Here is a 22,682-nt window from a genome sequence, read left to right as displayed (position 1 = left end):
CTCGGGCGGTCCCGGGTGGCCCGGCTGCGGCGTGGCGGGCTCGGGCTCCGGGGTCGGATCCGGCGGGGGCTCGGGCGTGCCGGGCGACGGCGGAGGGTCGGGCACCAGGGGCGGGCCCGGCGGCCGGGTCGGGTCCGGCGGCGCCGGGGGCTCCGGCGGGAGCGGCGGCGGTGGCGGGAGGCCGGGCTCGGCGGGGGCTACGGACACGGCGGTGTCTCCTCCGGTTCGGTTCGGTACGGTCGGGCGGCCAGCAGGTCCTTCAGCCCCTGGTCCCAGTCGATCCGGGTGTGTTCGAGCCCGGGCGGGACCATCCGGGCGGTGGCGGCCAGGAACCTGGCGACGGTGTCGGCGGAGGCCGCGAGCAGGGCGACCCCCTCGTCGCCGGCGAGTGCGATCAGCACGTAGGCGTCGTCGAACGGCGTCACGTGGACGTCACCGTCCCCGACCGGCGTGTGCAGGCCGGCGACGAGCAGGTCGCGCGAGAGCGTCCACACGGCGTCCGGCTGGTAGTCCGCGAAGTCCAGCGCGATCGCGTGCGGTTCGTCGGACCGGTAGGACCAGCCGACCTCCAGGAGCCGACTGCGTTCGTCGCCGGTCATCAGTCGCATGGTGATCCGGGTGGCAAGGCGTTCCATGGGGCGTTTCCCCTTTCCCGGGTTCGTCGGGCCGGGACGGCCGCGGGCTGTCCCGGCCCGTGCGTGTGTGGTGTCCGGCGGTCCGGCGCTTCCGGCAGCGGGGCTGCGCCGGGTCAGAAGATCCGGCCGCCGTAGAACGCGTCGTAGTACGGCCCGAAGCGTCCGCGGGCGTCGTGGCCGTCGTCGGGCCCGTCGTCGCCGAGGTCGGGGCTGTTCTTGATCTCGTCCCTGGAACGGTCGACGTAGACCTTCTGCTCGGCGATCTCGATGCGCGTCACGGTGCCGGCCGGGAGCAGCACCCGCCGGCCGAAGATCCACGGGCCGGTGTCGACGACCAGGTACTGCTCGCCGACCGCCTCGGACAGCTTGTCGACCTTGCCGACCGGGCCGTCGACGGCCTCGACGTGGAAGCCGATCAGGTCGGTGCCGGCCGAGTGCCCGGCGGCGGTGCGGAACTCCCAGATGTCACGGCTCTTGTTCATGACTGCCTCCGTTCCTCTCCTCGTGGGCCGGGCCCCGTCGTACGGGCCCGGCCGGTCGTGACGGTCGGCTGCCCCGGATGCAACGGTTCATGCCACCGGATCGGAGAACCGCCCGGGACGTCGGGCGTGCGGGCGTTCAGGCTGCCGGGTCCGGGCCCGCGCCGTTGCGCTCGACGTGGTGCTTGAAGTCGTTCAGGTCGTCGATCACGCGACGGTCGACGAAGCCGAGCGCCTCGACGAGGTGCTCCCAGAGTCCGTGCGGCTCGATCTCCAGCTGGAGCATGACGCGGGTGGTCCGGTCGTCCACCTGGTGGAAGGTGACGACACCGCTGTGCCGCACCGGGCCGCTCCCGCCGTCCCAGGCCACCCGCTCGCCCACCACGACCTCAGTGGTGACGGCCTCGAACTCCCGGCGGCCGCCGGCCGTCACGACCACCCAACTGCTGTTCCCGGGTCCGGACACGTCGACGCTCACCACGCCGCGCATGAACCGCGGGAAGTCCTCGCACCGCACCCAGCGCTCGTAGACCTCGCCGCGCGGTGCCGCGATCTCGACCGACTCCTCGATCCGTCCCATGCCTTCCTCCTCCTCGGCCTCCGGTGCCTGCGCCCCCCGCCGCCGCCCGGGTGGCGGCCCACGGGTGCCCGGGTGCCCCGATCCCCGCCCGGCATGCACCGTGTGCGGCGGCTCGGCCACGGTCCGTCCACGGATCGCCCGCCGGCGCCCGATCCGCCGCCACGGGCGTTCACGCGATCCTCACAACGACGACCGGCATGGATCCGGACTCCGCGGGTATCCGGGGACGGACCGTACGCCGAGGGGAAAGGACCGACATGGCCACGACCAGTGACGAACTCCTCCACCGCGCGACAGGCCCGGCTTCGGACGAGGCCCCGCCGGTCGGCGCACCCGGAAACCCTCGCGCCGCCACGCCCGCACCGGATTCCCCCGGACTCGACGGCATCCCCGAGCTCGACGGCATCGACGACCCCCGGCGCGTCGCCCCCGCCGACGCGCGCGAGCTGACGCGAGTGCTGCTGGTCCGGCTGGCGGCGCTGGAGGAGGGCACCCGCGAGTACTCCTACGTGCGTGCCACGCTGATCGAGCTCAACCTGTCGCTGGTCCGGTTCGCGATCCGCCGCGTGGGCAACCGTCAGGAGCCCCTCGAAGACCTCATACAGGTCGGCTCGGTCGGCCTGATCAAGGCGATCGACCGCTTCGACCCCGGCCACGGCGCGGAGTTCACCACCTTCGCCCTGCCGACCATCCTCGGCGAGATCCGCCGCCACTTCCGCGACGCCACCTGGGCCGTCCACGTGCCGCGCCGCCTCCAGGAGCTGCGCATCACCCTCGCGAAGTCCCGCGACGAGCTGTTCCAGCGCCTGGGCCGGGCGCCGACGGTGCCCGAGATCGCCGCACACCTCGACCTGTCGGAGGAGGAGGTGATCGAGGGACTCGCCGCCGCCAACGGCCACACAGCGGGCTCCCTGGACGCCCCCGCCACCGAGGGCCAGCAGGAACCGAACCCGCTCACCCAGCGCCTCGGCGAGGAGGACCCGCGGTTCGGCACCGTCGAGGACCTGATCGTCCTCAAGCCCCTCATCGCCGCCCTGCCGGAGCGCGACCGGCTCATCCTGTCCATGCGCTTCGGCGAGGAGCTCACCCAGTCCCAGATCGGCGCCCGCCTCGGACTGTCCCAGATGCACGTCTCCCGGCTGCTCAACCGCCTGTTGAAGAAGCTCCACGCGGACCTCACCGCCTGAGCCGCCCCGCACCCCCGCGACGCACGCACGCCACCCACGGCCTTGGCCGCACCCGGGTGGCGTGCGTACCCTCGTGGAGCACACCCGTGGAGGGGAAACACGACGATGCCCGCAGAGCAGACGATGCCAACAGAGAACGAGCCGGCGACCGCGTTCGCCGACCCCTTCCGGCCGGGCTCGCGTCCCCGGCCCGACCTGGTGGTGCGCACCCGGCACTCCGACGCCGGGGCGGCCGTCTGCGAGCTGGTGGGCGACCTCGACATCGAGACCCTGGAGCCCGCCAGGAACGCGCTCGACGACCTGGTGCGCCGGTGCCCGCCGTTGCTCGTCGTCGACCTCGGGCTCGTCGACTTCTGCGACTCCTCCGGCCTGAACCTGCTGCTGAGGGCGCGGATGGCGGCGATCGCCGCGGACGTCGGGTTCCGCCTCGCGGCGCCGTCCGCCACCGTGCTGCGGCTGCTCGAACTGACCTGCGCCGACAGCGTGTTCTCGCTCCACCCGTCCGTGGACGCGGCGCTCGCCGCACCGCTCTGACCGGCGGTGCGAACCCGCCCCGCACCCGGCGCGGTCGAATCCGGTCGACGGCGCGCATGATCCGCCGGCGGCCGGGAATCCGAGCAGACGAAGCACGACCAAGCACACCGAAACAGACGAAACGGACACCGACGTCGAAGGGGACCCCGCACATGACGACCAGCCGGGCGACCCTGGACGACGACCGGCCGGGCACCGGCCCCACGCTGCCGCCCGGCGGACAGCGCCGGCGCCTGCACCTGGCCGGGCAGCCGAAGCCCGTCGCCCGCGCCCGGGCGTACACCGCGCAGGCCGTCGCCGACTGGTCGTGGCCGACGGGCGGCTCAGGCGCGGACGACATCGTGCTCCTCGTCGCCGAGCTGGTCGCCAACGCCCTGCTGCACGCCGGCGGCCCGGTGGACCTCGTCCTCGACGCCTCCGCGGCCCGTCTGCGCATCGAGGTCACCGACCGCTCGACCGCCCTGCCCGAACCGCGCCTCCCCCACCGCCCGGGCATGCCCGGCGGGCACGGCCTCTTCATCGTCCAGAACGCCGCGACCCGCTGGGGCGCCCAGCCGCACCCGGAGGGCAAGACGGTCTGGGCCGAGATCGACGCCGTGCCCTCGCGTCCCGGAGGCTGACCGGCCGCCCCGCGGTCCTCAGAGCCGCGGCGGCGTGGGCGTCCGGCCGCTCGCCGTCGACCGAGCGTGGATCCCCGACGTCCAGCCGCAGGACCCCGGCCCCGTCCGGCGCCCAGGTCCCCCGCTCCGGCGCGGTGACGTAGCAGTCGTCCCCGTGCAGCACAACTGCCGCGCGCTGCGGCACGGCTGACACGAGCGCAGCGGCCGACGCGGTCCTTCCCGCCCCCGCACCACCGGTCAGCGTCACCAGCGCGCGCCCTCCCTTCGCCGACCGACGGCACCGGCTCCGGCGAATCTCACGACAGGACGGATCACCGCCCTGTCAAGGCGGCGGGAAGGATCCGTCAAAGTATCCGCCGCGGACGCCCCTCCCGGCGCGTCGAACGCTCCGACCCGCTAGCCTGGACCGCTTGTTCCCCCGCGATCACCGCGGTCCCCGAGATCCCTCCGAGGAGCACAGCGCCGTGTCCGACAGCTTCGCGCACCTGCACGTCCACACCGAGTACTCGATGCTGGACGGGGCGGCGAAGAACGGCAAGCTGTTCGCCGAGGCGGAGAGACAGGGCATGCCCGCCATCGCGATGAGCGACCACGGCAACATGTTCGGCGCGTACGAGTTCTTCCACGCCGCCGCGAAGACCGGGGTGAAGCCGATCATCGGCATCGAGGCGTACGTCGCCCCGGCCTCGCGCTTCCTGAAGAAGCAGGTCTTCTGGTCCCCCGGCGGCCAGCGCCCCTCCGGCGCCGACGGCGAGGGCGGAAAGGACGTCTCCGGCGGCGGCCGCTACACCCACATGACCATGTGGGCGCAGAACGCGACCGGCCTGCGGAACCTCTTCAAGCTCTCCTCGCTCGCGTCGATGGAGGGCTACTACATGAAGCCCCGCATGGACCGCGAGCTGATCGCCGCCAACGCGGGCGGCATCATCGCCACCACCGGCTGCCCCTCCGGCGAGGTGCAGACCCGGCTGCGGCTGGGCCAGTACGACGAGGCGGTCAAGGCGGCCGGCGCCTACCAGGACATCTTCGGCAAGGAGAACTACTTCCTGGAGCTGATGGACCACGGCCTCGACATCGAGAGGGACGTCCGCGAGGACCTCCTGCGCCTGGCCAAGCAGCTGAACATCCCGCTGCTGGCCACCAACGACTCGCACTACGTGACCGCCGACCAGGCCGACGCCCACGACAGCCTGCTCTGCGTCGGCGTGGGCAAGAACAAGGACGACCCGAACCGGTTCAAGTTCCAGGGCACCGGCTACTACGTGAAGACCGCCGAGGAGATGCGCGAGCTCTTCCGCGAGCTGCCGGAGGCCTGCGACAACACCCTCGCGATCGCCGAGCGCGTCGAGTCGTACGAGGAGGTCTTCACCTACGTCGACCGGATGCCCCAGTTCGACGTGCCCGAGGGCGAGACCCAGGCCTCCTACCTGCGCAAGAAGATCGAGATCGGGCTGAAGCACCGGTACGGCGACAGCCCGAGCCAGGAGGTGCTGGACCGCATCGAGCTGGAGATGGGCGTGATCACCCCGATGGGGTTCGACGCCTACTTCCTCGTGGTCGCCGACATCTGCCAGTACGGCCGGGACAACGGCATCCCCGTCGGCCCCGGCCGAGGCTCGGCGGCCGGCTCGATGGTCGCCTACCTGACCGGCATCACCCAGCTGGACCCGCTGGAGCACGACCTCCTCTTCGAGCGCTTCCTCAACCCCGAGCGCATCAACCCCCCGGACGTCGACATCGACTTCGACGACCGCCAGCGCGACCAGATGGTCCGCTACGTCACCGAGAAGTACGGCGCCGCCTACACGGCCCAGGTGAACACCTTCGGCACGATCAAGGCCAAGGCGGCCGTGAAGGACGCCAACCGCATCCTCGGCTACCCGTTCTCCATGGGCGACCGGATCACCAAGGCGATGCCGCCGGACGTCATGGGCAAGGGCGTGCCGCTGGCCGACCTGTTCGACGAGAAGCACGCCCGGTACAACGAGGGCACCGAGATCCGGGCGCTGTACCAGAACGAGCCGGACGTCAAGAAGATCATCGACACCGGCCGGGGCATCGAGGGCCTCATCCGCGGCACCGGCGTGCACGCCGCGGCCGTCATCCTCTCCTCCACCCCGCTGCTCGACCTGATCCCGCTGCACATGCGGGACAAGGACGGCGTGATCATCACCGGCTTCGACTACCCGTCGTGCGAAGCCATGGGCCTGATCAAGATGGACTTCCTGGGTCTGCGGAACCTGGGCATCATCGACCACTGCATCAAGATCGTGAAGGCCAACCGGGGCATCGACGTCGACATCGAGAAGATCCCGATCGACGACCCCACCACCTACCAGCTGCTGGCCCGCGGCGACACCCTGGGCGTGTTCCAGCTCGACGGCGGCCCCATGCGCGCCCTGCTCAAGCTGATGAAGCCCACCGAGTTCGCCGACATCTCCGCCGTCTCCGCGCTCTACCGGCCCGGCCCGATGGGCATGAACTCGCACACCAACTACGCGCTGCGCAAGAACGCCCAGCAGGAGATCGTCCCGATCCACCCCGAGCTGGAGGAACCGCTCAAGGACGTCCTCGGCCCCACCTACGGCCTGATCGTCTACCAGGAGCAGGTCCAGCGAGCCGCCCAGGTGCTGGCCGGCTACTCGCTCGGACAGGCAGACCTGCTGCGCCGCGCCATGGGCAAGAAGAAGAAGGAGGTCCTGGAGAAGGAGTTCGTGCCCTTCCACGCGGGCTGCAAGGAGCGCGGTTACTCCGACGAGGCCATCCAGGCGGTGTGGGACGTCCTGGTCCCGTTCGCCGGCTACGCGTTCAACAAGTCGCACTCCGCCGCGTACGGCCTGGTCTCGTACCAGACCGCCTACCTGAAGGCCAACTACCCGGCCGAGTACATGGCCGCGCTGCTCACCTCCGTCGCCGACGACAAGGACAAGATGGCGGTCTACCTGGCCGAGTGCCGGCAGATGGGCATCAAGATCCTCTCCCCCGACGTCAACGAGTCGGTGGTCGACTTCACCGCCGTCGGCAGCGACGTCCGCTTCGGCCTCAAGGCCGTGCGCAACGTCGGCGTGCCGGTCATCGAGTCCCTGGTGCGCACCCGCGAGGAGAACGGCAAGTACACGTCGTTCCCCGACTTCCTGGACAAGGTCGAACTGGTGGTCTGCAACAAGCGCACCGTCGACTCCCTCGTCAAGGCGGGCGCCTTCGACTCCCTCGGCCACACCCGGCTCTCGCTCAGCAGCGTCCACGAGACCGCGATCGACGCCGTCACCGGGGTGAAGAAGCAGCAGGCCATCGGCCAGGACGACCTGTTCGGCGCGATGGACGCCGGCGACGGCGCCGGCCCGGGCATCGGGCTGGACTTCCAGCTCACCGACCAGGAGTGGCCCCGCCGCCAACTCCTCGCCCTGGAGCGCGAGATGCTCGGCCTGTACGTCTCCAGCCACCCGCTGGACGGCGCCGAGCACATCCTCTCCCAGAACCGCGACACCTCGATCGCCGAACTCCTCGGCTCCGGCCGCTCCGAGGGCGAGGTCCGGCTCTCCGGCCTGATCACCGCGGTGGACCGGCGCATCAACAAGGCGGGCAACGCCTGGGCGATCATCACCCTCGCCGACCGCGACGGCTCGGTCGAGGTGCTGTTCTTCCCGGCGACCTACAACCTCATGGCCGACCAGATGGTCGAGGACAACGTGGTCTCGGTCCGCGGTCGCCTCAACGAGCGCGACGGATCGCTCAGCATCTTCGGCCAGGAGATCACCACGCTCGACGTCTCCTCCGCCGAGCTCGGCACCAAGCCGCCGGTCCAGATCACCGTCCCGGTCTCCCGGCTCACCCCCCAGGTGGTCGCCGAACTCAAGCTCGCCCTCCAGGCCCACCCCGGCGACGTCCCGGTCCGCCTGCTGACCACCAACTGGGACAAGAACACCCTCTACGAGCTCGGCTTCCTGGTGAACCCCGACAACGGCCTCGCCTCGGACGTCAAGACCCTCCTCGGCAACCGCGCCTGGGCGGGCGCGGCCGTACGGGCCTGAGCCAGGGGTCAGCCCGGCGCCTCCGGCGGGTCGTCAGACCAGCCGGAGGTGCCGGTTCGGCGCGGGGGTGGCGCCGTCACCAGGAGGTGGCGTCGTCCAGCGACTGCGGCCCGCGGTCAGGCCTCCCCCGGCGTCGCTTCGACCGGTTGCGGGGTGAGGCGCTTGAGGCCCTTGCGGTCGTAGTAGCGCGTCATCGCGAAGCCGAAGGCCAGCGCGGCCGCGAAGCCGACCGCGATCATGATCCAGGCACGGGTCAGCCCGGCGTCGGCGCGGGCGTCGAAGTAGAGGATGGACCGGACGCCCGCGCTGAGCTGGCGCATCGGTTCGAAGGCCCCCAGGAAGCGGTAGAAGGCCGGGGTGGCCTCCAGCGGGATGGTCGCCCCGGAGGAGGGCAGGGCCAGGGCGATGAAGACGAACATCGACACCAGTTGCCCGATGCTGCCGAACGCCGCGTTGATGGCCTGGACTCCCAGGCCGACGGCGAGGCAGGCGCAGTAGGAGAAGATCCACAGCAGCGGGATGTGCGAGGCGTCCATGCCGAGCACCACGACGCAGGCCACCATGACCATCGACGTGGTCAGCACCGAGATCCCGGCGGTCATCACCATCTTCAGCACCAGCGTCCTGGTCCGGTCGATCGGGACGGTGGGCCGGCGGGTGTGCCAGGGCCCGATCTCGCTGTCCGCGTAGCCGAGGGAGGTGTCGACGCCGTTGTGGACCAGGTTCCCGCCGATGAAGCCGGCGAGCACCAGCAGCAGCGTGTAGTAGAACGCGCTCAGTCCGAGGCCGCTGTGCCTCCCGATCGGGTGGCCGACCTGTGTCACCACCGCCACGGGGTCGGCCAGCAGCAACCGGGCGGTCGATCCGGCTCCCGCCGCCGCGGGCGCGGCGGTGAGCTGCTTGCCGATGGTCAGGGAGGCCTGGTGGGCGGCGTTCTGGTTGATCTGGGACGCGAGTGAGGACCCGAGGCTGCCCACGCCGGGGTTGGTCAGCACGGTGATGGTGGGCCGCGATGTCGCGCCCGCCGAGGTCAGCGCCCCGACCGAGGCCGTGAAGTCCGCCGGGATCTCCAGCACGCCGTAGACCTTGCCGGAGGCCAGCTGGTCCTGCGCCTCGGCCCGCCCGACCTGCCGCCAGTCCACCGAGCCCGCGGGCGAGGCCGCGACGACCGCCCCCGTCACCTGCGCCCCGAGGTTCTGCTGCTGCCCGGGCAGCGGCGCGCCGGTGTCCGCGTTCACCACGGCGACCGGCAGGCGGTGCAGGTTGCCGTTCGGGTCGAGGATGCTGCCCATGTAGAGCAGGGACAGCCCCAGCGCGACCAGCGCCGCGAGCACGGACGGGACCAGCCACAGCATCGGCCGTCGCAGCAGGGCGCCGACGCGCACCTGCGGGCGGGCACCGTGGGACGGGGCGTTCGAGGAGGGCACGGTGGACCACGCTAGAACGACGCCGCGCCCGTTCGGCGGCGCGACACGACAGCAAGGGACCGAGGTCGGCCGATCACCAGCAAGCAACCGCATCAATCAGGTCACATCTAGAACATCGTATGATGACCCAACTCCCGCGCTACGCGCGAAGAGTTCCACAGATGTTCCATTTGCCCGATTCATCTCCCGCTTCACACGCACGGAGCCACCCTCATGGACAACCTGTCCACCGTCGACGTCGACGGCGCGATAGAGACCCGCGGTATCGAACCCGTCCCCGACCACGAGCGCGGGGGCAGAGTCCGCGAGCTCTTCCCGACCTGGGTCGCGGCGAACATCAGTGTCCTGCTGCTCACCATGGGTGCCGCCCTGGTCGTGTTCAACCAGCTGAACTTCTGGCAGGTCCTGATCGTCGCGGCGTGCGCCGCGCTCATCTCGTTCGGCATGGTCGGCGTGCTGTCGGTCTCCGGCAAGTGGGGCGGGGCGCCGGGCGCGACCCTCTCGCGGGCCACCTTCGGCGTGCGCGGCAACCTCTTCCCCGGCGCGATCCTCTGGATCGCCCGGTTCGGCTGGGAGACGATCAACGCCGTCACCGGCGCCTACGCCGTGCTGACCGTCCTCGACCTGCTGTTCGGCGTCAAGAGCAACACCGCGCTGATCGTGGTCACGCTGTTCGCCTTCGTCGCCTGCACCTTCCTGGTCTCCGGCATGGGCCGCAAGGCGCTGAACGTCTGCAACACCTGGTCGACGTACCTCTTCGGCCTCTTCAGCGTCCTGGTGCTGGGCTACCTGGTCGCGACCATGCACTGGAGCGAGGTCTTCGCCAAGCCCGCGGGCACCACGGCGATGATGATCGCCGGCATCGGGACCATCGCCGCCGGCGGCATCAGCTGGGTCCCGACCGGCCCCGACTTCGCCCGCTACCTGCCGCACGCCGCCTCCGGCAAGAAGATCGTCGGCGTGACGGTCTCCGGCGCCGGCCTGGTCATGGTGCCGATGGTCCTGATGGGCGCCGTCATGGCCGTGGCCTCCCCCGGTCTGGCCGAGGCCGCGGACCCGGTCTCCTTCCTCGGCGACCTGCTGCCGACCTGGCTGGCCGTGCCCTACCTGCTCACCGCGATCGTGGGCATGCTGCTGATCAACAGCCTCTCCATGTACTCGGCGGGCTTCACCGCGCAGACCATGGGCGTCAAGCTCCCGCGCGCCCTGGCCGTCAGCATCAACGCCGTGATCTCGCTGGTCGGCGGCCTGCTGCTGATGCTGGTCGCCAAGAGCTTCCTGGGCTCCTTCATCACCTTCCTGATCCTGCTCGCCGTCTCCTTCTCGGCGTGGATCGGCGTCTACGCGGTGGACATGTTCCGCCGCCGGTCGCGCGCGGTGCGCTACGACGCCGCCGCGCTGATGGACACGAGCAGGAACAGCCCCTACTGGTACGCGGGCGGCTTCTGCTGGCAGGCGATGGTGTCCTGGGTGCTCGCGCTGCTCTTCGGGCTCGCCTTCACCAAGTGCGACTGGTTCGCTGGCCCGCTCTCCGGCACCCCCGTCGGCAAGTACGGGCTCGCCTGGGCGGCGACCATCGTGATCTCCGGCGTGATCATGGCCGTGCTCCCCGAACCCCGGGAGAACACCCCCGCCGAGCAGCCGGCCGGCAGCCGGGCGGAGCGGCCCGAGAAGGTCACCGCCTGACCACGAGCCACGACACCCCCGGACCGCCCGGGCCCCGACTCCCCCGAGCCGGCGCCCGGGCGGTCCGCTTTTGCCCCGGCCGGGCACGACCCGGAGCCGGACGTGCAGTCGTACCCGTGCACACGAGCCGGTGCTGCATGTCGTGTCAGAGGTCCAGGCCGACGGGTGTCGCGGACCATGGACTCGGTGCCTTCGAGTGCGTCCGCCCAGGCGCTGGTGACCGTCGCGATGCCCGAAAGGCGGCAGAGGAGGTTGAGGGCGCTGCGCTCAGCGGTGAGCAGGTCGCGGGTGCGGGTGGTGACCGAGAGGACCGCGTCGGCGATGTGGATCCCGGCGACGGTGCCCGCCTCGCGCGCGGTGAAGTCGCCTGTCGCCACGGCCTCTTCGGGGACCGTGGCGACCGTGGTGACATCCACGCCCCCGGCCAGGTCCTCGCCGAGCGCCGGCGGAGCATCGGCCCGAGAACCAGAGCGGCGGTCAGGTCCGGCGGGCGTGGGACGCGAGGCGGTCGGCCAGTGCGAGGACGAGGTCGCGCAGTTCGGTGGGGCGCTCGATGACGAAGGGGCGGTCGATGGCGGCGAGGACCGCCGGGAGCCAGTCGAGGTGCTGCACCCGCAGCTCGACGCGGCGCCAGCGCGCGGCTGCCCCCTCCTCCTCCAGGATCGCGACGGCGGCGGGGAGGTGGGCGCGGATCTGATCGACCGTTCCGTGGATCCGCACGGTCACCTCGTGCCGGTGGTCGGCCGTGGCGAAGGCCGACAGCACCCGCTGGGCCGCATCGAGGCCCTCGGGCGCCTCGAACGAGCCGGGCAGGGGCCTGGCGTCCCCGATGCGGTCGAGCCGGAAGGTCCGGTCCTCGCCGAGCCGGGCGTCCTGGCCCGTGACGTACCAGCGGCCCGCGTGGGCGACGATCCCGTACGCGTGGAGCGTGCGGTCGCTGCGGCGTCCGTCGCGGTCGGTGTAGCGGACCGAGAGCGGCCGGCGGTGGCGCACGGCGTCGGCGACGGTGAGCAGGACCTCGGCGTCCGGGGTGTCGAACTCGCCGGGCCGGTCCGTGAAGGCGAGGGCTTCCACGAGTGTGTCGAGCCGGCGGGCGACGTGCTTCGGCAGCACCCGCCGGATCTTCGCCGCTGCCGTCTCGCCCGCCGTGCGCTCCGCCGCCGCAAGGCCCGTTCGGCGGCCGGCGACCAGGCCGAGCAGCACGGCCAGTGCCTCGTCGTCGTTGAGCATCAGCGGAGGCAGGCGGTAGCCGGGGGCGAGCCGGTACCCGCCGTAGCGACCGCGCACCGATTCCACGGGCACGTCCAGGTCGATCAGCTGGTCGACGTACCGCCGCACGGTGCGCCCCTGGACGCCGAGCCGCTCGGCGAGTTCGGCCACGGTGCGGGTGCCGCCCGACTGGAGCAGTTCCAGGAGTGTGAGGACGCGGCCGGTGGGTCGGGGCATGTTCGCAGCCTAACGCGAATACCGGACCGATTCTGTCCCCTATTTCTCCTAGCCTGCGACGTGCACAGCTCGTGCACACCTTCCGAAGGACCCCTGGGAGACATCCGTGGAATTCGTCTCGATCCGCATCATCACCGGCGACGTCGCGCGCCTCGTCGACTTCTACGAGCGGGCCACCGGGGCCCGGGCGGCGTGGGCCACCGAGGACTTCGCCGAAATCGCCGTCGGGGGCGCGACCCTCGCGATCGCCGGCACCCGCACCGTCCCGCTGTTCGCCCCGGGCTCCGCCCGGCCGGCGGCCAACGACAGTGTGATCACCGAGTTCCTCGTCGACGACGTGGACCTCGTCCACGAGAACCTGACCTCCTTGGTCACCGACTTCGTCGCCGGGCCGACCACCATGCCGTGGGGCAACCGGTCGCTGCTGCTCCGCGACCCCGACGGGAACCTCGTCAACTTCTTCACCCCCGTCACCCCGGCCGCGATCGCACGGCGGAAGGACGGCAAATAGGATTGCGCACCGCCCCCGTGAGCCGGCACGGTTTCAGCGCTTCGACGTACGAGGCGTTCTGACGACTGCGGGGGGCCGTCCATGACCGCGTCCGTGCCGCCGGGCGGCCTCGCGGCCGCGTACGACCGGCCGCCCTACCGGCAGCCGCCGGTGCCGCGTCGGCCGCCACGGGAGTGGGTGCTCGACGTGGTGCTGCCCTGGCGGCTGGCGAGCCGGTTGTACGGGCCCTACCGGATGATGCGGATGTCGGCCTCCGGGGTCGCGGCGCTGGCGGGGGCGGAGTTGCTGGATCCGATGCTGCGGCCGGTGGTCACGCAGTTGGTGGCGCAGACGCTCGACCCCCTGGTGGAGCGGCTGATGCTGGCCCGGGCACTGTTCGGCCTCTGCCTGGTCCTCCTCGTCGTGCGGGTGGCGAACGGCGCCTCCGCCGACGAGCTCTTCCTGGACTCGTTCGGGGACAGCATCGTGATGCTGGTCAGCGGGCCGGCCGCGCTGCTGCTCGCCTGCGTGCCGCTGGTGCTGCCGGCCCGGAGCGGCACCAGGCGGCGGGTGGCGCGCCTGGTGGCCCGGCCGGTGTTCACCGGCGTGGCCACGTTCGCGGGGTTCCTGGTGATGATGAAGTCCGACGCCAACGCGTACATCGGCAACACGGTCGGGCTGAACCTGCTGGTGGCGATCTGGCTGCCGGCGTTCACCCTCCCGTCGGTGTACCTGATGCACCGCAACTCCTTCGCCGTGGGCGGTCACCCGCTGGTGCGGCCGTTGGTCGCGGTGCTGCTGGTCTGGCTCACCCTGCTCGGGCACGTCACCCTGGTCGACACCAAGCACACGTCGACGCACGACGCGGCTTCGCTGGCCGGGCTGCCGGCCGGGCCGGTCGCGGTGACGGTCACCGCCGTGATCGAACTGGTGCGACTGAGGTACCGTCACCGGGTCGGCTTCCGCATCGGACCGTTGCCGCCTCTCCCCCCGCGGGCACCACACGGCTCGGCGGGACCGCGGTAGCGTCGGCCCGGCCTACCCCGGAAGGAGCCACGCCATGAACCCGAACGCCTTCCCGCTGGAGCCCACACCGATCCACGTGCCCGACGAGGTCCTCGCCGACCTCCGCACCCGTCTCGCCTCGACCCGGCCGCCGGTGGACGAGGGCAACGAGGACTGGTCCTACGGCGTCCCGGCCGGTTACCTCCGTGAGCTGGTCGCCCACTGGCGGGACGGCTACGACTGGCGCAAGGCCGAGGCCGCGATCAACGTCCACGAGCACTACGTGGCGGAGGTCTCCGGCGTCCCGGTGCACTTCATGCGCAAGGCCGGCCGCGGCCCGCGCCCGGTCCCGCTGATCCTCACCCACGGCTGGCCGTGGACGTTCTGGCACTGGTCGAAGGTGATCGGGCCGCTCGCCGACCCGGCCGCGTTCGGCGGGGACCCCGCCGACGCGTTCGACGTCATCGTGCCCTCCCTGCCGGGCTTCGGCTTCCCCGGGCCGCTCACCGGCTTCCCGGACGTCAACTTCTGGAAGGTCGCCGACCTCTGGCACACCCTGATGACCGGGACCCTGGGGTACGGGAAGTACGCCGCCGGGGGCTGCGACATCGGCGGGATCGTCTCCAGCCAGCTCGGCCACAAGTACGCCGACGAGCTGTACGGCATCCACATCGGCTCCGGGCTGCCGCTCGACTTCTTCAACGGTCCCCGCGCCTGGGACTTCGCCCGGAACCGGCCCCTCACCGACGACCAGCCCGCCGACGTCCGCGCGCGCATCATCGAGCAGGACCACCGCTGGGCGTCGCACCTCGCCGTGCACGTGCTCGACGGCGCCACCCTGGCCCACGGGCTGAGCGACTCGCCCGCCGGGCTGCTCGCCTGGCTGCTGGAGCGGTGGAACGCCTGGAGCGACAACGGCGGCGACGTCGAGTCCGTCTTCGACAAGGACGACCTGCTCACGCACGCCACGATCTTCTGGGTGAACAACTCCGTGGCCACGTCCATGCGGTACTACGCCAACGCCGACCGCTACCCCTGGTCCCCCGCCCACGACCGCACCCCGGCCGTGGAGGCACCGGTCGGCCTCACCTTCGTCACGTACGAGAACCCGCCGGGCGTCCACACCGCCGACGAGCGCGTCCAGGCGTTCGAGACCGGCCCGCAGGCCGCCTGGTTCAACCACGTCAACGTCAACGCCCATGACCGCGGTGGCCACTTCATCCCGTGGGAGAACCCGGACGCCTGGGTGAACGACCTGCGCCGGACGTTCCGCGGCCGCCGGCCCTGAACGCCCCGACGGACTCAGGCGCCGTCGTCCGGGTCGGCGCGCGTCCGCAGGAACGCGAGGTACTCGGGGTCGTCCTCCGCGAAGATCTCCGGCCCGCCCCCGTGCAAGCCCTGGTCGGCCAAGGCGTCGTCCTCCCGGTACAGGTCGCCGATCTCGGCGAGGACGTCGTTCGGCAGTCGCACCGCTGTCCCCCTCCGGGCTCCCACGCGGTACGTGTCCTCACCTGAGCTACGCCCCGGGGACGTCCGGGGTCCGGGTGGACGGGCGGGCGCGAAGGACCGGGAGGGCGGAGAGGACGGCCGCCGTCGCGGCGCCGAGGGCGGCCAGGGCGAGGACCGTCCAGAGCGACGGGGCCCGCGCGATGCCCGCGCCGATGCCGCCCAGCTCGCCCTGGCGGTCGATCAGCCACCGGACGAGCGGGATGCCGGCGGCCGCCCCGGCGGCGACCGTGGGCAAGGCGATGGCCGTGCCGCGGACGGCCAGCACGACGGCGGACTGGCCAGGGGTCAGGCCGAGCGCCCGCAGCAGGCCGAGGTCGCGACGCCTCTCGTGGAACCCCGCCGCGGCCGTCGTGAGCAGCTCCACCAGGCAGATGAGGGCGAGCAGGAGCAGCAGCCCGACCACGCTGGCCCGCAGCGCGCCGGGCCGGGTGACCGGGCCGGCCGGGAGGCGCAGCTCGACCTGCCCGGCGAGTCCGGCGCGGGCGGGGAGGTCACGCTGGACCTCGGCGGGATCGTGGCCGGGGCGCAGGGCGAGCTGCCAGAAGTCGGGGCGGGTGGGGTCGCCGGGTCGGTCGAGCGTGTCGAAGCCGGTGGACAGGACCCGGCCACCGTGCTCGGGTTCGAGGTCGCGCCCGACGACGTGCAGGATGCGCGGGGTGCCGCCGGTGGTGACGCGCACCCATTGGCCGACCTTGGCACCGAGCAGGTCGAGGGCGCCCTGTCCGGCGACGGCCTCGTCCGTCGCGCGGATCGCCCGGCCCTCGACGACGGTGTACGGGTAGGCCGCGTCGGTGGTGCCGACGGCGCGCAGGGTGAGCGTCGCGGACTGGCCGGGCGCGAGGGCCTGCATCTCGGTGCCCGGGTAGGCGCCGCGGACGGCGGGGTCGGCGGCCAGGGCGGCGGCGAGCGCGGCATCGTCCGGTGTCTGCTCGGGGCTGGCCCGGCGGGCCGTGACGGACGGGGCGGTGACGCCGCCGTCGGGCCGGGTGACGGCGTCGAGCGTGGCCCAGGTGCTCAGGGCCAGGGTGGCGGCGACGACCGGGACAGTCAGCCGGACGGCGCTGACGACCAGGCCGGAGCGTCGGCGCAGGACGCCGCCGAGGCCGAGGACGAGCGCGGGCGGCAGCCGCCGCAGCGGGCCGAGGCGGACCGGGCGGGCCGTCATGGCGGGCGGCCGGGTGCCGTCGGTCGGCGGGACGGGGGCGACCCGGGCGGCGCGCAGGGCGGGCAGGGCGGCGGCGGCCCCGACGGCGACGAGCGCGGCGGCCATGACGGCGACGGTGGCGGCGGTGCCTCCGGGGACGAGCCGGTGGAGGACGTCCGTCCCGCCGCCGAGGGCCGGGACGGCGCGCGCGGCGACCGCGGCGCCGCCCGCGCCGAGCAGGACCCCGGTGCCGGCCAGCAGGAGCTGTTCGGCGATGAACATCCAGGCGACCTGGCCGGCGGTGAAGCCGAGCGCCTTGAGCAGGGCGATGTCGCCGGTGCGGGCACGGATCCGGCCGCCGGCCGCGCCGGCCACCGCGAGGGCGGCGGAGAGCAGCGCGGCCAGTCCGCAGAGCCCGAGCAGGAGGCCGGCGAGCCGGTCGTCCTGCTGCCGTGCGTCGCGGGCGTCGAGCCAGGTGGTGATCCGGGAGACCCGGTCGGCGCCGAGGAGGCTGACCGCCCGCTGGGCGGTGTAGGCGGCGTCGGAGGGGTGGGCGAGGCGCAGTCCGAGGGTGAGTCCCTGGGCCGCCCGGTCCGGCTGGACGAGGTCGAGGGTGGCGGGCAGGGTCCAGCCGAGGTCGTAGCCGGCGGCCTGGCTGGGCAGTTGGTCGGGGCTGTCGGCGATGCCGAGGACGCGCAGTTCGACCGGGCCGCCGTGGACGTCGAGGACGGTCAGGCGGTCTCCGGTGCGGGCCCAGGCGGCTTCGGCCGCGGACTGTTCGAGCACGATGCCGTGGACGTCGGACGGGTCGAGCCAGCTGCCGGAGCGCAGCAGCGGGCGGGGCGCGTCCGGGGTGTCGCCGCGCAGCACGAGCGTGGTGCGGTCGGTGGGGCCCGCGGCGGCGGCGCCGTCGGGGCGGCGGCCGACGAGCGTGGTCTCGGCCGTGTGCTGGGGCGGTGAGACGGCGACGACGCCGGGTTCGCGCGCGAGCAGGGCGGCGGACGGTTCGTCTCCCCCGGCCTGGACGGGCGCGGCCCCGGCGGCCTGGGCGGCCGCGGACGGCCGCAGGTCGATCCGGACGTCGGGCGATCCGGCGGCCTGGAACTGGCGCTGCCACGGGTCGGCGGCGGCGCCGAGCAGGGCTCCGGCGAGCAGGAGGGCCGCGGCGGTGCCGCCGGTGGCGAGGACGACGAGCAGGGCGTGGACGCGGTGCGAGCGCAGGTCGGCGCGGATCCAGCGGAGGAGGGCGCGCACCGGCTCAGCCGCCGAAGTCGATGACGTCGCGGACCCCGACGGCGCCGCGCCGCGCGGCCGGGGGCTCCTCGACCCGGGCGTCGTCGGCGACCCGGCCGTCGAAGAGGCTGACGACGCGGTCGGCGGTGCTGGCGGCCCGGGCGTCGTGGGTGACGAGCACGATCGTCGTGCCCTGCTCGTGGTAGCGGGTGAGCAGGGCGAGGACGTCGCGGGTGCTGCGGCTGTCGAGGTTGCCGGTGGGCTCGTCGGCGAGGAGCAGTTCGGGCCGGTTGACCAGCGCGCGGGCCAGGGCGACGCGCTGGCGTTCGCCGCCGGAGAGTTCGCCGGGCCCGGCGGCGGCCTTGTGGGCGAGGCCGAGCTCCTCCAGGAGCTCCTGGCGGCGTTCGCGGGCGGTGCGGGCCGGCAGGCCGGCGAGGACGGCGGTCAGTTCGATGTTGTCGGCGACGGAGAAGTCGGAGAGGAGGTTCCCGCTCTGGAAGACGATGCCGTAGTGGCGTCGGCGCAGGCGGGCCCAGGCGGCCTCGCGCAGCCCGTCGACCCGGCGGCCGTCGAGCCGCAGCTCGCCCTCGTCGGGGCGCAGCAGGCCGGCGAGGAGGTGCAGCAGGGTGGACTTGCCGGCGCCCGAGGGGCCGGTGACGGCGACGAACTCGCCCCGGTCGATCCGCAGGCTGACGCCGCGGACGGCGGGTATGAGGGCCGAGCCGCTCAGGTGCGAGCGCACCAGGGCGTCGGCGGCCAGCAGCGGCGGTATCGGCTCCGAGCCGCTCACGTGAGTTCCTCCTGGCAACGCTCCAGCCAGTCGAGGTCGGCCTGCAGGTGCAGGACGGCGCCCTCGATCAGCAGCAGCGAGGTCCGGTTGCCGCGTTCGGTGGCGGCCAGTTTGTTGAGTCCGCGCATCGTGTTGATGCAGTGCCGGCGCTGGTTGTTGATCAGCGTCAGCCGGTCGGCGAGGTCGGTGCCCTCGGCGAGGATCAGCTTCATGAAGAACTCGTCCCTGACCCTGGGCCCCTCGGTGGGGGCCTCGAACCAGCCGGCGAGTTCCGCGGTGCCCTTCTCCGTGATCTCGTAGACCTTCTTGTCCGGTCTGCCCTCCTGCGTCACCTCGGTGCCGCGGATCAGTCCGGACTTCTCCAGTCGGCTCAGGGTCACGTAGATCTGGCCGATGTTCGGCTGAGGGTACGCCGCGCCGAAGGTCTGCTCAAGCCCCTGCTTGAGCTCGTACCCGTAGGCGGGCTGCCGGGCCAGCAGCGCCAGCAGCTGATGGCGCACCGGGCGTCACCTCTTCCTTCGTCTTCCGTCGTCGCTGGTTACACCTCGGTCACACAGTACGGGCAGGTGGGCGCCGTTGAGCAGGGAGGCCGTATAAAGGGACGTGCGTCGGCGCCCCACCCGCGCCGACCCGACGAAGGAGCTCCATGGCAGACCGGCCGCCCACCGGGCCCCACGCGGGCCGCCGGCGCGTGACGCGCGCGCTGGTGGGCGGGGCCGCGGTGCTCGCGGCCGGGGGCGCGTCCGCCTGGTACGGCCTGGCCGGGCGCTCGCACGCGGCGGGCGATCCGGCGGGCGTCGGGCCGGTCACGCTGGCCACCGGCCGGGACACCACGCACTACCTGGGCGGGTTGCTGGCCGACTGGAACGCCGAGCACCCGGACCAGCCGGCCGAGCTGGTCGAGCTGCCCGCGGCGGCGGACGAGGTGCACGCCCAGCTCGCCGGGGAGCTGTCGGCCGGCGGCAGCCGTTTCGACGTGCTCAACATCGACGTCGTGTGGACGGCCGAGTTCGCGGCCCGCCGCTGGACGGCGGCACTGGACGAGGCGGAGTTCGCGCTGGACGGCCTCCTGCCGCCGGTCGTCGGCACCGGGCGGTACGACGGGCGGCTGTACGCGGTGCCGTTCGTCGCCAACGCCGCCCTGCTGTACTACCGCAGCGACGTGCTGGACGCCGCCGGCGAGCAGCCGCCCACGACGTGGGACGAACTGGCCCGGCAGGCCAGGACGCTGGCGCCCGCGCACGGACTCGGCGGGTACGCGGGCCAGTTGAGCCCGTACGAGGGACTCGCCGTCAACGCGCTGGAGGCCATCCGCTCGGCCGGCGGGGACCTGCTGGCGGGCGACGGTTCGGTCGTGGTGGACAGCCCGCAGGCACGGGCCGGGCTGGAGTTCCTGGCCGGGGGCGTGCGCGACGGGTGGATCCCGCCCGAGGTGCTCGGCTACCAGGAGGAGGAGTCCCGCGCGGCGTTCGAGCGCGGCGGCCTGCTCTTCCTGCGGAACTGGCCGTACGTGTACCACGAGGTCGCCACGGCCGGCTCTCCGGTGGCGGGGCGGTTCGGCGTGGTGCCGCTGCCGGGGCCGCACGGGCCGGGCAGCGGCGTACTGGGCGGGTCGGGGCTGGCGGTCAGCCGGTTCTCCCGGCACCAGCGCACCGCGCGGGCGCTGATCGGCTACCTGACGAGCCGGAAGGCGCAGTCCCGCGTGCTGACCGACGGCGGGCTGCCGCCCGTGCGGGCGGACCTCTACACGGATCCGGAGCTGACGGCCCGCTTCCCGTACCTGCCGGTGCTGCGCACGGCGATCCTGGCGGCCGGGGCGCGCCCCGGCGTGCCGCAGTACCAGCAGCTGAGCCTCGCGTTCAGCGAGTCGGCGTTCGAGGTCGTGTCGGGCCGCCGGAGCGCCGGGGTGGCGCTTCCCCGGCTGGCGGCCGACCTGCGTGCCATCGTCGGCTGAGCCTCGCGCCGGCCGTCTCCGGGGGCGTTCCCCCGGTTCGTGAGCACCTACCCGCGAGTACCTAACACGTATCTATGTCGAGCAGACGTGGCTCGTTCGTAATCCCTGGAAAACCCTTTCGAAGCAGGGTCTTAACAGCGGACGTCTTCGCCTGCTATACCTAACGCGAATGCATAACCGTTGGAGTAGCGAGATGCCCCACACCCTCCCCGACGGCGACGCGGCCACCCTGCCGCGCGCTCGGTCACACGCCCCCATCGCCCCCGCCGCCCGTCCCTGGTGGCGCGACGCGGTGATCTACCAGATCTACGTGCGCAGCTTCCGCGACACCGACGGCGACGGCGTCGGCGACCTCGCCGGCGTCCGCGAACGCCTGCACCACGTGCGGCAGTTGGGCGCCGACGGCGTCTGGCTCAACCCGTTCTACGTCTCGCCCCAGCACGACCACGGCTACGACATCGCCGACCACTGCGCCGTCGACCCGGTCTACGGGGACCTCGCCGAGTTCGACCGCCTGGTGGCGGACTGCCGCCTGCTCGGCCTCAAGCTCGTCCTGGACGTCGTGCCCAACCACTGCTCCAGCGAGCACCCGTGGTTCCGGAAGGCGCTGGCCAACGGCCCCGGCAGCCCCGAGCGGGCCCGGTTCCACTTCGCCGAGGGGCGCGGCGAGCACGGCGAACTGCCGCCCAACAACTGGCGGGCCATGTTCGGCGGCCCGGCCTGGAGCCGGGTCACCGAGCCCGACGGGCGGCCCGGCCAGTGGTACCTGCACCTGTTCACCCCGGAACAGCCGGACTTCAACTGGCGCGACCCCGACGTCGCCGCCCACTTCGAGGAGATCCTGCGGTTCTGGCTGGACCGCGGCGTCGACGGCTTCCGGATCGACGTCGCGGCCGGGCTCTACAAGCACCCCGACCTGCCCGACTCCCCCGACCCGGACGTCGACGAGCGCACCCGCGACTCGGTCAACCCGCTGGCCTGGAACCAGCCCGAGGTGCACGGCGTGTGGCGCCGGTGGCGGGCGATCTGCGAGGAGTACACCGCCCGCGACGGCCACGAGCGGCTGCTCGTCGGCGAGGCCTCCGTGCCCACCCCGGCCGAACAGGCGCTGTACGTGCGGCCCGACGAACTGCACCAGGCCTTCTTCTTCCACCTGCTGCACGCGCCGTGGGACCTCGCGCACTTCCACCGGGTGATCGACGACGCCGTGCGGGACATCACCGCCACCGGCTCGACCGTCACCTGGGTGCTCAACAACCACGACCAGGTCCGCACGACGACCCGCTTCGCCGGCCAGGACCCCTCCTCGGGCCCCGCCCGGGCCGCGGCGGCCGCCCTGCTGATGCTCGCCCTGCCCGGTGCCGCCTACATCTACCAGGGCGAGGAGCTCGGACTGCCCGAAGTCCTGGACCTGCCGGACGAGTTGATCACCGACCCGATCTTCCGGCGGACCGGCAGCCGGGCCGGGACCCGCGACGGCTGCCGGATCCCGCTGCCCTGGTCGGGCGGCGAGGCACCGTTCGGGTTCAGCCCGCCGGACGCCCCGGCCGCGCCCTGGCTGCCGCAGCCGGCCGCGTTCGCCGCCCACACCGCCGAACGGCAGCGGGCCGACGCCGGATCCGTCTACCACCTGTACCGCACCGCACTGCAGTTGCGCCGGGAACTCCCCCAGCTCGGCGAGGGCACGCTGCGGTGGCTGGAGGCCCCGCCCGGGGTCCTCGCGTTCGTCCGCGGCGAGGGCCTGGTGTGCGCCGTCAACTTCGGCGACGCCCCCGCGCCGGCCCCGGTCGCCGGCCCGCCCCTGCTCGCCAGCGGACCTTGCGGCGACGGCCTCCTCCCGCCGGCCACCGCCGCCTGGTGGATCAGGTCCACCTCCGTTCACACGCTTTGACGACACCTCGTGATCCCACCCGTCACGAGCCCGCCCACCAC

General features: G+C 72.8%; 19 protein-coding genes and 1 pseudogene. 10 read left to right on the top strand and 10 right to left on the bottom strand.

The features are described from left to right. Window positions 1–197: 197 nt before the first annotated feature. The 3 genes from AB0C76_RS27335 to AB0C76_RS27325 all read right to left on the bottom strand — a co-directional run bounded on the left by AB0C76_RS27335 (window position 198) and on the right by AB0C76_RS27325 (window position 1,694). Entirely contained in the window at window positions 198–635 is a 438-nt protein-coding gene (locus tag AB0C76_RS27335) for an SsgA family sporulation/cell division regulator (RefSeq protein ID WP_359970631.1), read from the bottom strand. A gap of 113 nt (window positions 636–748) precedes the next feature. After that, window positions 749–1,117: a PRC-barrel domain containing protein gene (locus tag AB0C76_RS27330; protein WP_359970629.1), complete on the bottom strand. Its 369-nt coding sequence runs from the start codon at window positions 1,115–1,117 to the stop codon at window positions 749–751. 136 nt (window positions 1,118–1,253) lie between these two features. Then, complete coding sequence (locus AB0C76_RS27325) at window positions 1,254–1,694, bottom strand: SRPBCC family protein (RefSeq protein WP_359970627.1); 441 nt, start codon at window positions 1,692–1,694, stop codon at window positions 1,254–1,256. A 257-nt stretch (window positions 1,695–1,951) separates the two neighbouring features. Here AB0C76_RS27325 and AB0C76_RS27320 point away from each other — a divergent pair, with 257 nt between their 5' ends. From AB0C76_RS27320 to dnaE, 4 genes are all read left to right on the top strand, one after another. Further along, a complete protein-coding gene (locus AB0C76_RS27320; protein ID WP_359970625.1) occupies window positions 1,952–2,881 on the top strand; it encodes a SigB/SigF/SigG family RNA polymerase sigma factor in 930 nt (309 codons plus the stop codon). Between the two features lie 123 nt (window positions 2,882–3,004). Further along, on the top strand, window positions 3,005–3,415 hold the full coding sequence (locus AB0C76_RS27315; RefSeq protein ID WP_359970623.1) for an STAS domain-containing protein: 411 nt from the start codon (window positions 3,005–3,007) through the stop codon (window positions 3,413–3,415). 152 nt (window positions 3,416–3,567) lie between these two features. Further along, window positions 3,568–4,035 (top strand): ATP-binding protein, encoded by a 468-nt coding sequence (locus tag AB0C76_RS27310; RefSeq protein ID WP_359970621.1) that lies wholly within the window; start codon window positions 3,568–3,570, stop codon window positions 4,033–4,035. A gap of 464 nt (window positions 4,036–4,499) precedes the next feature. Beyond that, window positions 4,500–8,066 carry a DNA polymerase III subunit alpha gene (gene dnaE / locus AB0C76_RS27305; RefSeq protein ID WP_359970619.1) on the top strand — a complete coding sequence of 1,189 codons (3,567 nt, stop codon included), beginning with the start codon at window positions 4,500–4,502 and terminating at the stop codon, window positions 8,064–8,066. 116 nt (window positions 8,067–8,182) lie between these two features. On the opposite strand, the gene AB0C76_RS27300 is transcribed toward dnaE, so the two are convergent. After that, window positions 8,183–9,421 (bottom strand): DUF3533 domain-containing protein, encoded by a 1,239-nt coding sequence (locus AB0C76_RS27300; protein ID WP_359970686.1) that lies wholly within the window; start codon window positions 9,419–9,421, stop codon window positions 8,183–8,185. Between the two features lie 285 nt (window positions 9,422–9,706). On the opposite strand from AB0C76_RS27300, the gene AB0C76_RS27295 reads away from it, so the two are divergent. Then, window positions 9,707–11,179, top strand: a complete 1,473-nt coding sequence (locus AB0C76_RS27295; RefSeq protein WP_359970617.1) for a cytosine permease — start codon at window positions 9,707–9,709, stop codon at window positions 11,177–11,179. Window positions 11,180–11,337: 158 nt separating this feature from the next. Here the strand turns inward: AB0C76_RS27295 and AB0C76_RS27290 are convergent. Further along, a pseudogene (locus AB0C76_RS27290) lies at window positions 11,338–11,622 on the bottom strand (nicotinate-nucleotide diphosphorylase (carboxylating)); the annotation flags it as partial. A gap of 34 nt (window positions 11,623–11,656) precedes the next feature. Beyond that, complete coding sequence (locus AB0C76_RS27285; RefSeq protein WP_359970615.1) at window positions 11,657–12,625, bottom strand: YafY family protein; 969 nt, start codon at window positions 12,623–12,625, stop codon at window positions 11,657–11,659. Between the two features lie 106 nt (window positions 12,626–12,731). Between AB0C76_RS27285 and AB0C76_RS27280 the strand changes: the two genes are divergently transcribed. The 3 genes from AB0C76_RS27280 to AB0C76_RS27270 all read left to right on the top strand — a co-directional run bounded on the left by AB0C76_RS27280 (window position 12,732) and on the right by AB0C76_RS27270 (window position 15,408). After that, window positions 12,732–13,136, top strand: coding sequence for a VOC family protein (locus AB0C76_RS27280; RefSeq protein ID WP_359970613.1), 405 nt, complete (start codon window positions 12,732–12,734; stop codon window positions 13,134–13,136). Between the two features lie 81 nt (window positions 13,137–13,217). Further along, the gene (locus AB0C76_RS27275; RefSeq protein WP_359970611.1) at window positions 13,218–14,141 is read left to right on the top strand and encodes a hypothetical protein; all 924 of its coding nucleotides are present in this window, start codon (window positions 13,218–13,220) and stop codon (window positions 14,139–14,141) included. A gap of 34 nt (window positions 14,142–14,175) precedes the next feature. Next, window positions 14,176–15,408, top strand: coding sequence for an epoxide hydrolase family protein (locus tag AB0C76_RS27270; protein WP_359970609.1), 1,233 nt, complete (start codon window positions 14,176–14,178; stop codon window positions 15,406–15,408). A gap of 14 nt (window positions 15,409–15,422) precedes the next feature. On the opposite strand, the gene AB0C76_RS27265 is transcribed toward AB0C76_RS27270, so the two are convergent. Genes AB0C76_RS27265 through AB0C76_RS27250 form a run of 4 tightly spaced genes read right to left on the bottom strand, consistent with a single transcriptional unit; the run spans window position 15,423 to window position 19,296 of the window. Continuing rightward, window positions 15,423–15,590 carry a hypothetical protein gene (locus tag AB0C76_RS27265; RefSeq protein WP_359970608.1) on the bottom strand — a complete coding sequence of 56 codons (168 nt, stop codon included), beginning with the start codon at window positions 15,588–15,590 and terminating at the stop codon, window positions 15,423–15,425. A gap of 46 nt (window positions 15,591–15,636) precedes the next feature. After that, window positions 15,637–18,027 carry an FtsX-like permease family protein gene (locus tag AB0C76_RS27260; RefSeq protein WP_359970606.1) on the bottom strand — a complete coding sequence of 797 codons (2,391 nt, stop codon included), beginning with the start codon at window positions 18,025–18,027 and terminating at the stop codon, window positions 15,637–15,639. A gap of 4 nt (window positions 18,028–18,031) precedes the next feature. Further along, entirely contained in the window at window positions 18,032–18,796 is a 765-nt protein-coding gene (locus tag AB0C76_RS27255; protein WP_359970604.1) for an ABC transporter ATP-binding protein, read from the bottom strand. Next, the gene (locus AB0C76_RS27250; protein ID WP_359970602.1) at window positions 18,793–19,296 is read right to left on the bottom strand and encodes a PadR family transcriptional regulator; all 504 of its coding nucleotides are present in this window, start codon (window positions 19,294–19,296) and stop codon (window positions 18,793–18,795) included. Before AB0C76_RS27250 ends, AB0C76_RS27255 begins: the two co-directional genes overlap by 4 nt. Before the next feature lie 146 nt (window positions 19,297–19,442). Here AB0C76_RS27250 and AB0C76_RS27245 point away from each other — a divergent pair, with 146 nt between their 5' ends. Further along, on the top strand, window positions 19,443–20,750 hold the full coding sequence (locus AB0C76_RS27245) for an ABC transporter substrate-binding protein (RefSeq protein ID WP_359970600.1): 1,308 nt from the start codon (window positions 19,443–19,445) through the stop codon (window positions 20,748–20,750). 193 nt (window positions 20,751–20,943) lie between these two features. Beyond that, complete coding sequence (locus AB0C76_RS27240; protein WP_359970599.1) at window positions 20,944–22,641, top strand: glycoside hydrolase family 13 protein; 1,698 nt, start codon at window positions 20,944–20,946, stop codon at window positions 22,639–22,641. Window positions 22,642–22,682 lie beyond the last annotated feature (41 nt).

Source organism: Kitasatospora sp. NPDC048722 (assembly GCF_040650235.1).
Lineage (GTDB): Bacteria > Actinomycetota > Actinomycetes > Streptomycetales > Streptomycetaceae > Kitasatospora.
Note: the sequence above shows the minus strand (reverse complement) of the source record. Positions and strands in the feature narration are given on the sequence as shown.

Bases quoted from the DNA above. Each gene is read 5' to 3' on its own strand.
- AB0C76_RS27240 (WP_359970599.1), top strand. From the start codon at position 20,944: ATGCCCCACACCCTCCCCGACGGCGACGCGGCCACCCTGCCGCGCGCT.
- AB0C76_RS27275 (WP_359970611.1), top strand. From the start codon at position 13,218: ATGACCGCGTCCGTGCCGCCGGGCGGCCTCGCGGCCGCGTACGACCGG.
- AB0C76_RS27295 (WP_359970617.1), top strand. From the start codon at position 9,707: ATGGACAACCTGTCCACCGTCGACGTCGACGGCGCGATAGAGACCCGC.
- AB0C76_RS27325 (WP_359970627.1), bottom strand. From the start codon at position 1,694: ATGGGACGGATCGAGGAGTCGGTCGAGATCGCGGCACCGCGCGGCGAG.
- AB0C76_RS27320 (WP_359970625.1), top strand. From the start codon at position 1,952: ATGGCCACGACCAGTGACGAACTCCTCCACCGCGCGACAGGCCCGGCT.
- AB0C76_RS27335 (WP_359970631.1), bottom strand. From the start codon at position 635: ATGGAACGCCTTGCCACCCGGATCACCATGCGACTGATGACCGGCGAC.
- AB0C76_RS27330 (WP_359970629.1), bottom strand. From the start codon at position 1,117: ATGAACAAGAGCCGTGACATCTGGGAGTTCCGCACCGCCGCCGGGCAC.
- AB0C76_RS27310 (WP_359970621.1), top strand. From the start codon at position 3,568: ATGACGACCAGCCGGGCGACCCTGGACGACGACCGGCCGGGCACCGGC.
- AB0C76_RS27315 (WP_359970623.1), top strand. From the start codon at position 3,005: ATGCCAACAGAGAACGAGCCGGCGACCGCGTTCGCCGACCCCTTCCGG.
- AB0C76_RS27285 (WP_359970615.1), bottom strand. From the start codon at position 12,625: ATGCCCCGACCCACCGGCCGCGTCCTCACACTCCTGGAACTGCTCCAG.
- AB0C76_RS27270 (WP_359970609.1), top strand. From the start codon at position 14,176: ATGAACCCGAACGCCTTCCCGCTGGAGCCCACACCGATCCACGTGCCC.
- AB0C76_RS27245 (WP_359970600.1), top strand. From the start codon at position 19,443: ATGGCAGACCGGCCGCCCACCGGGCCCCACGCGGGCCGCCGGCGCGTG.
- AB0C76_RS27300 (WP_359970686.1), bottom strand. From the start codon at position 9,421: ATGCTGTGGCTGGTCCCGTCCGTGCTCGCGGCGCTGGTCGCGCTGGGG.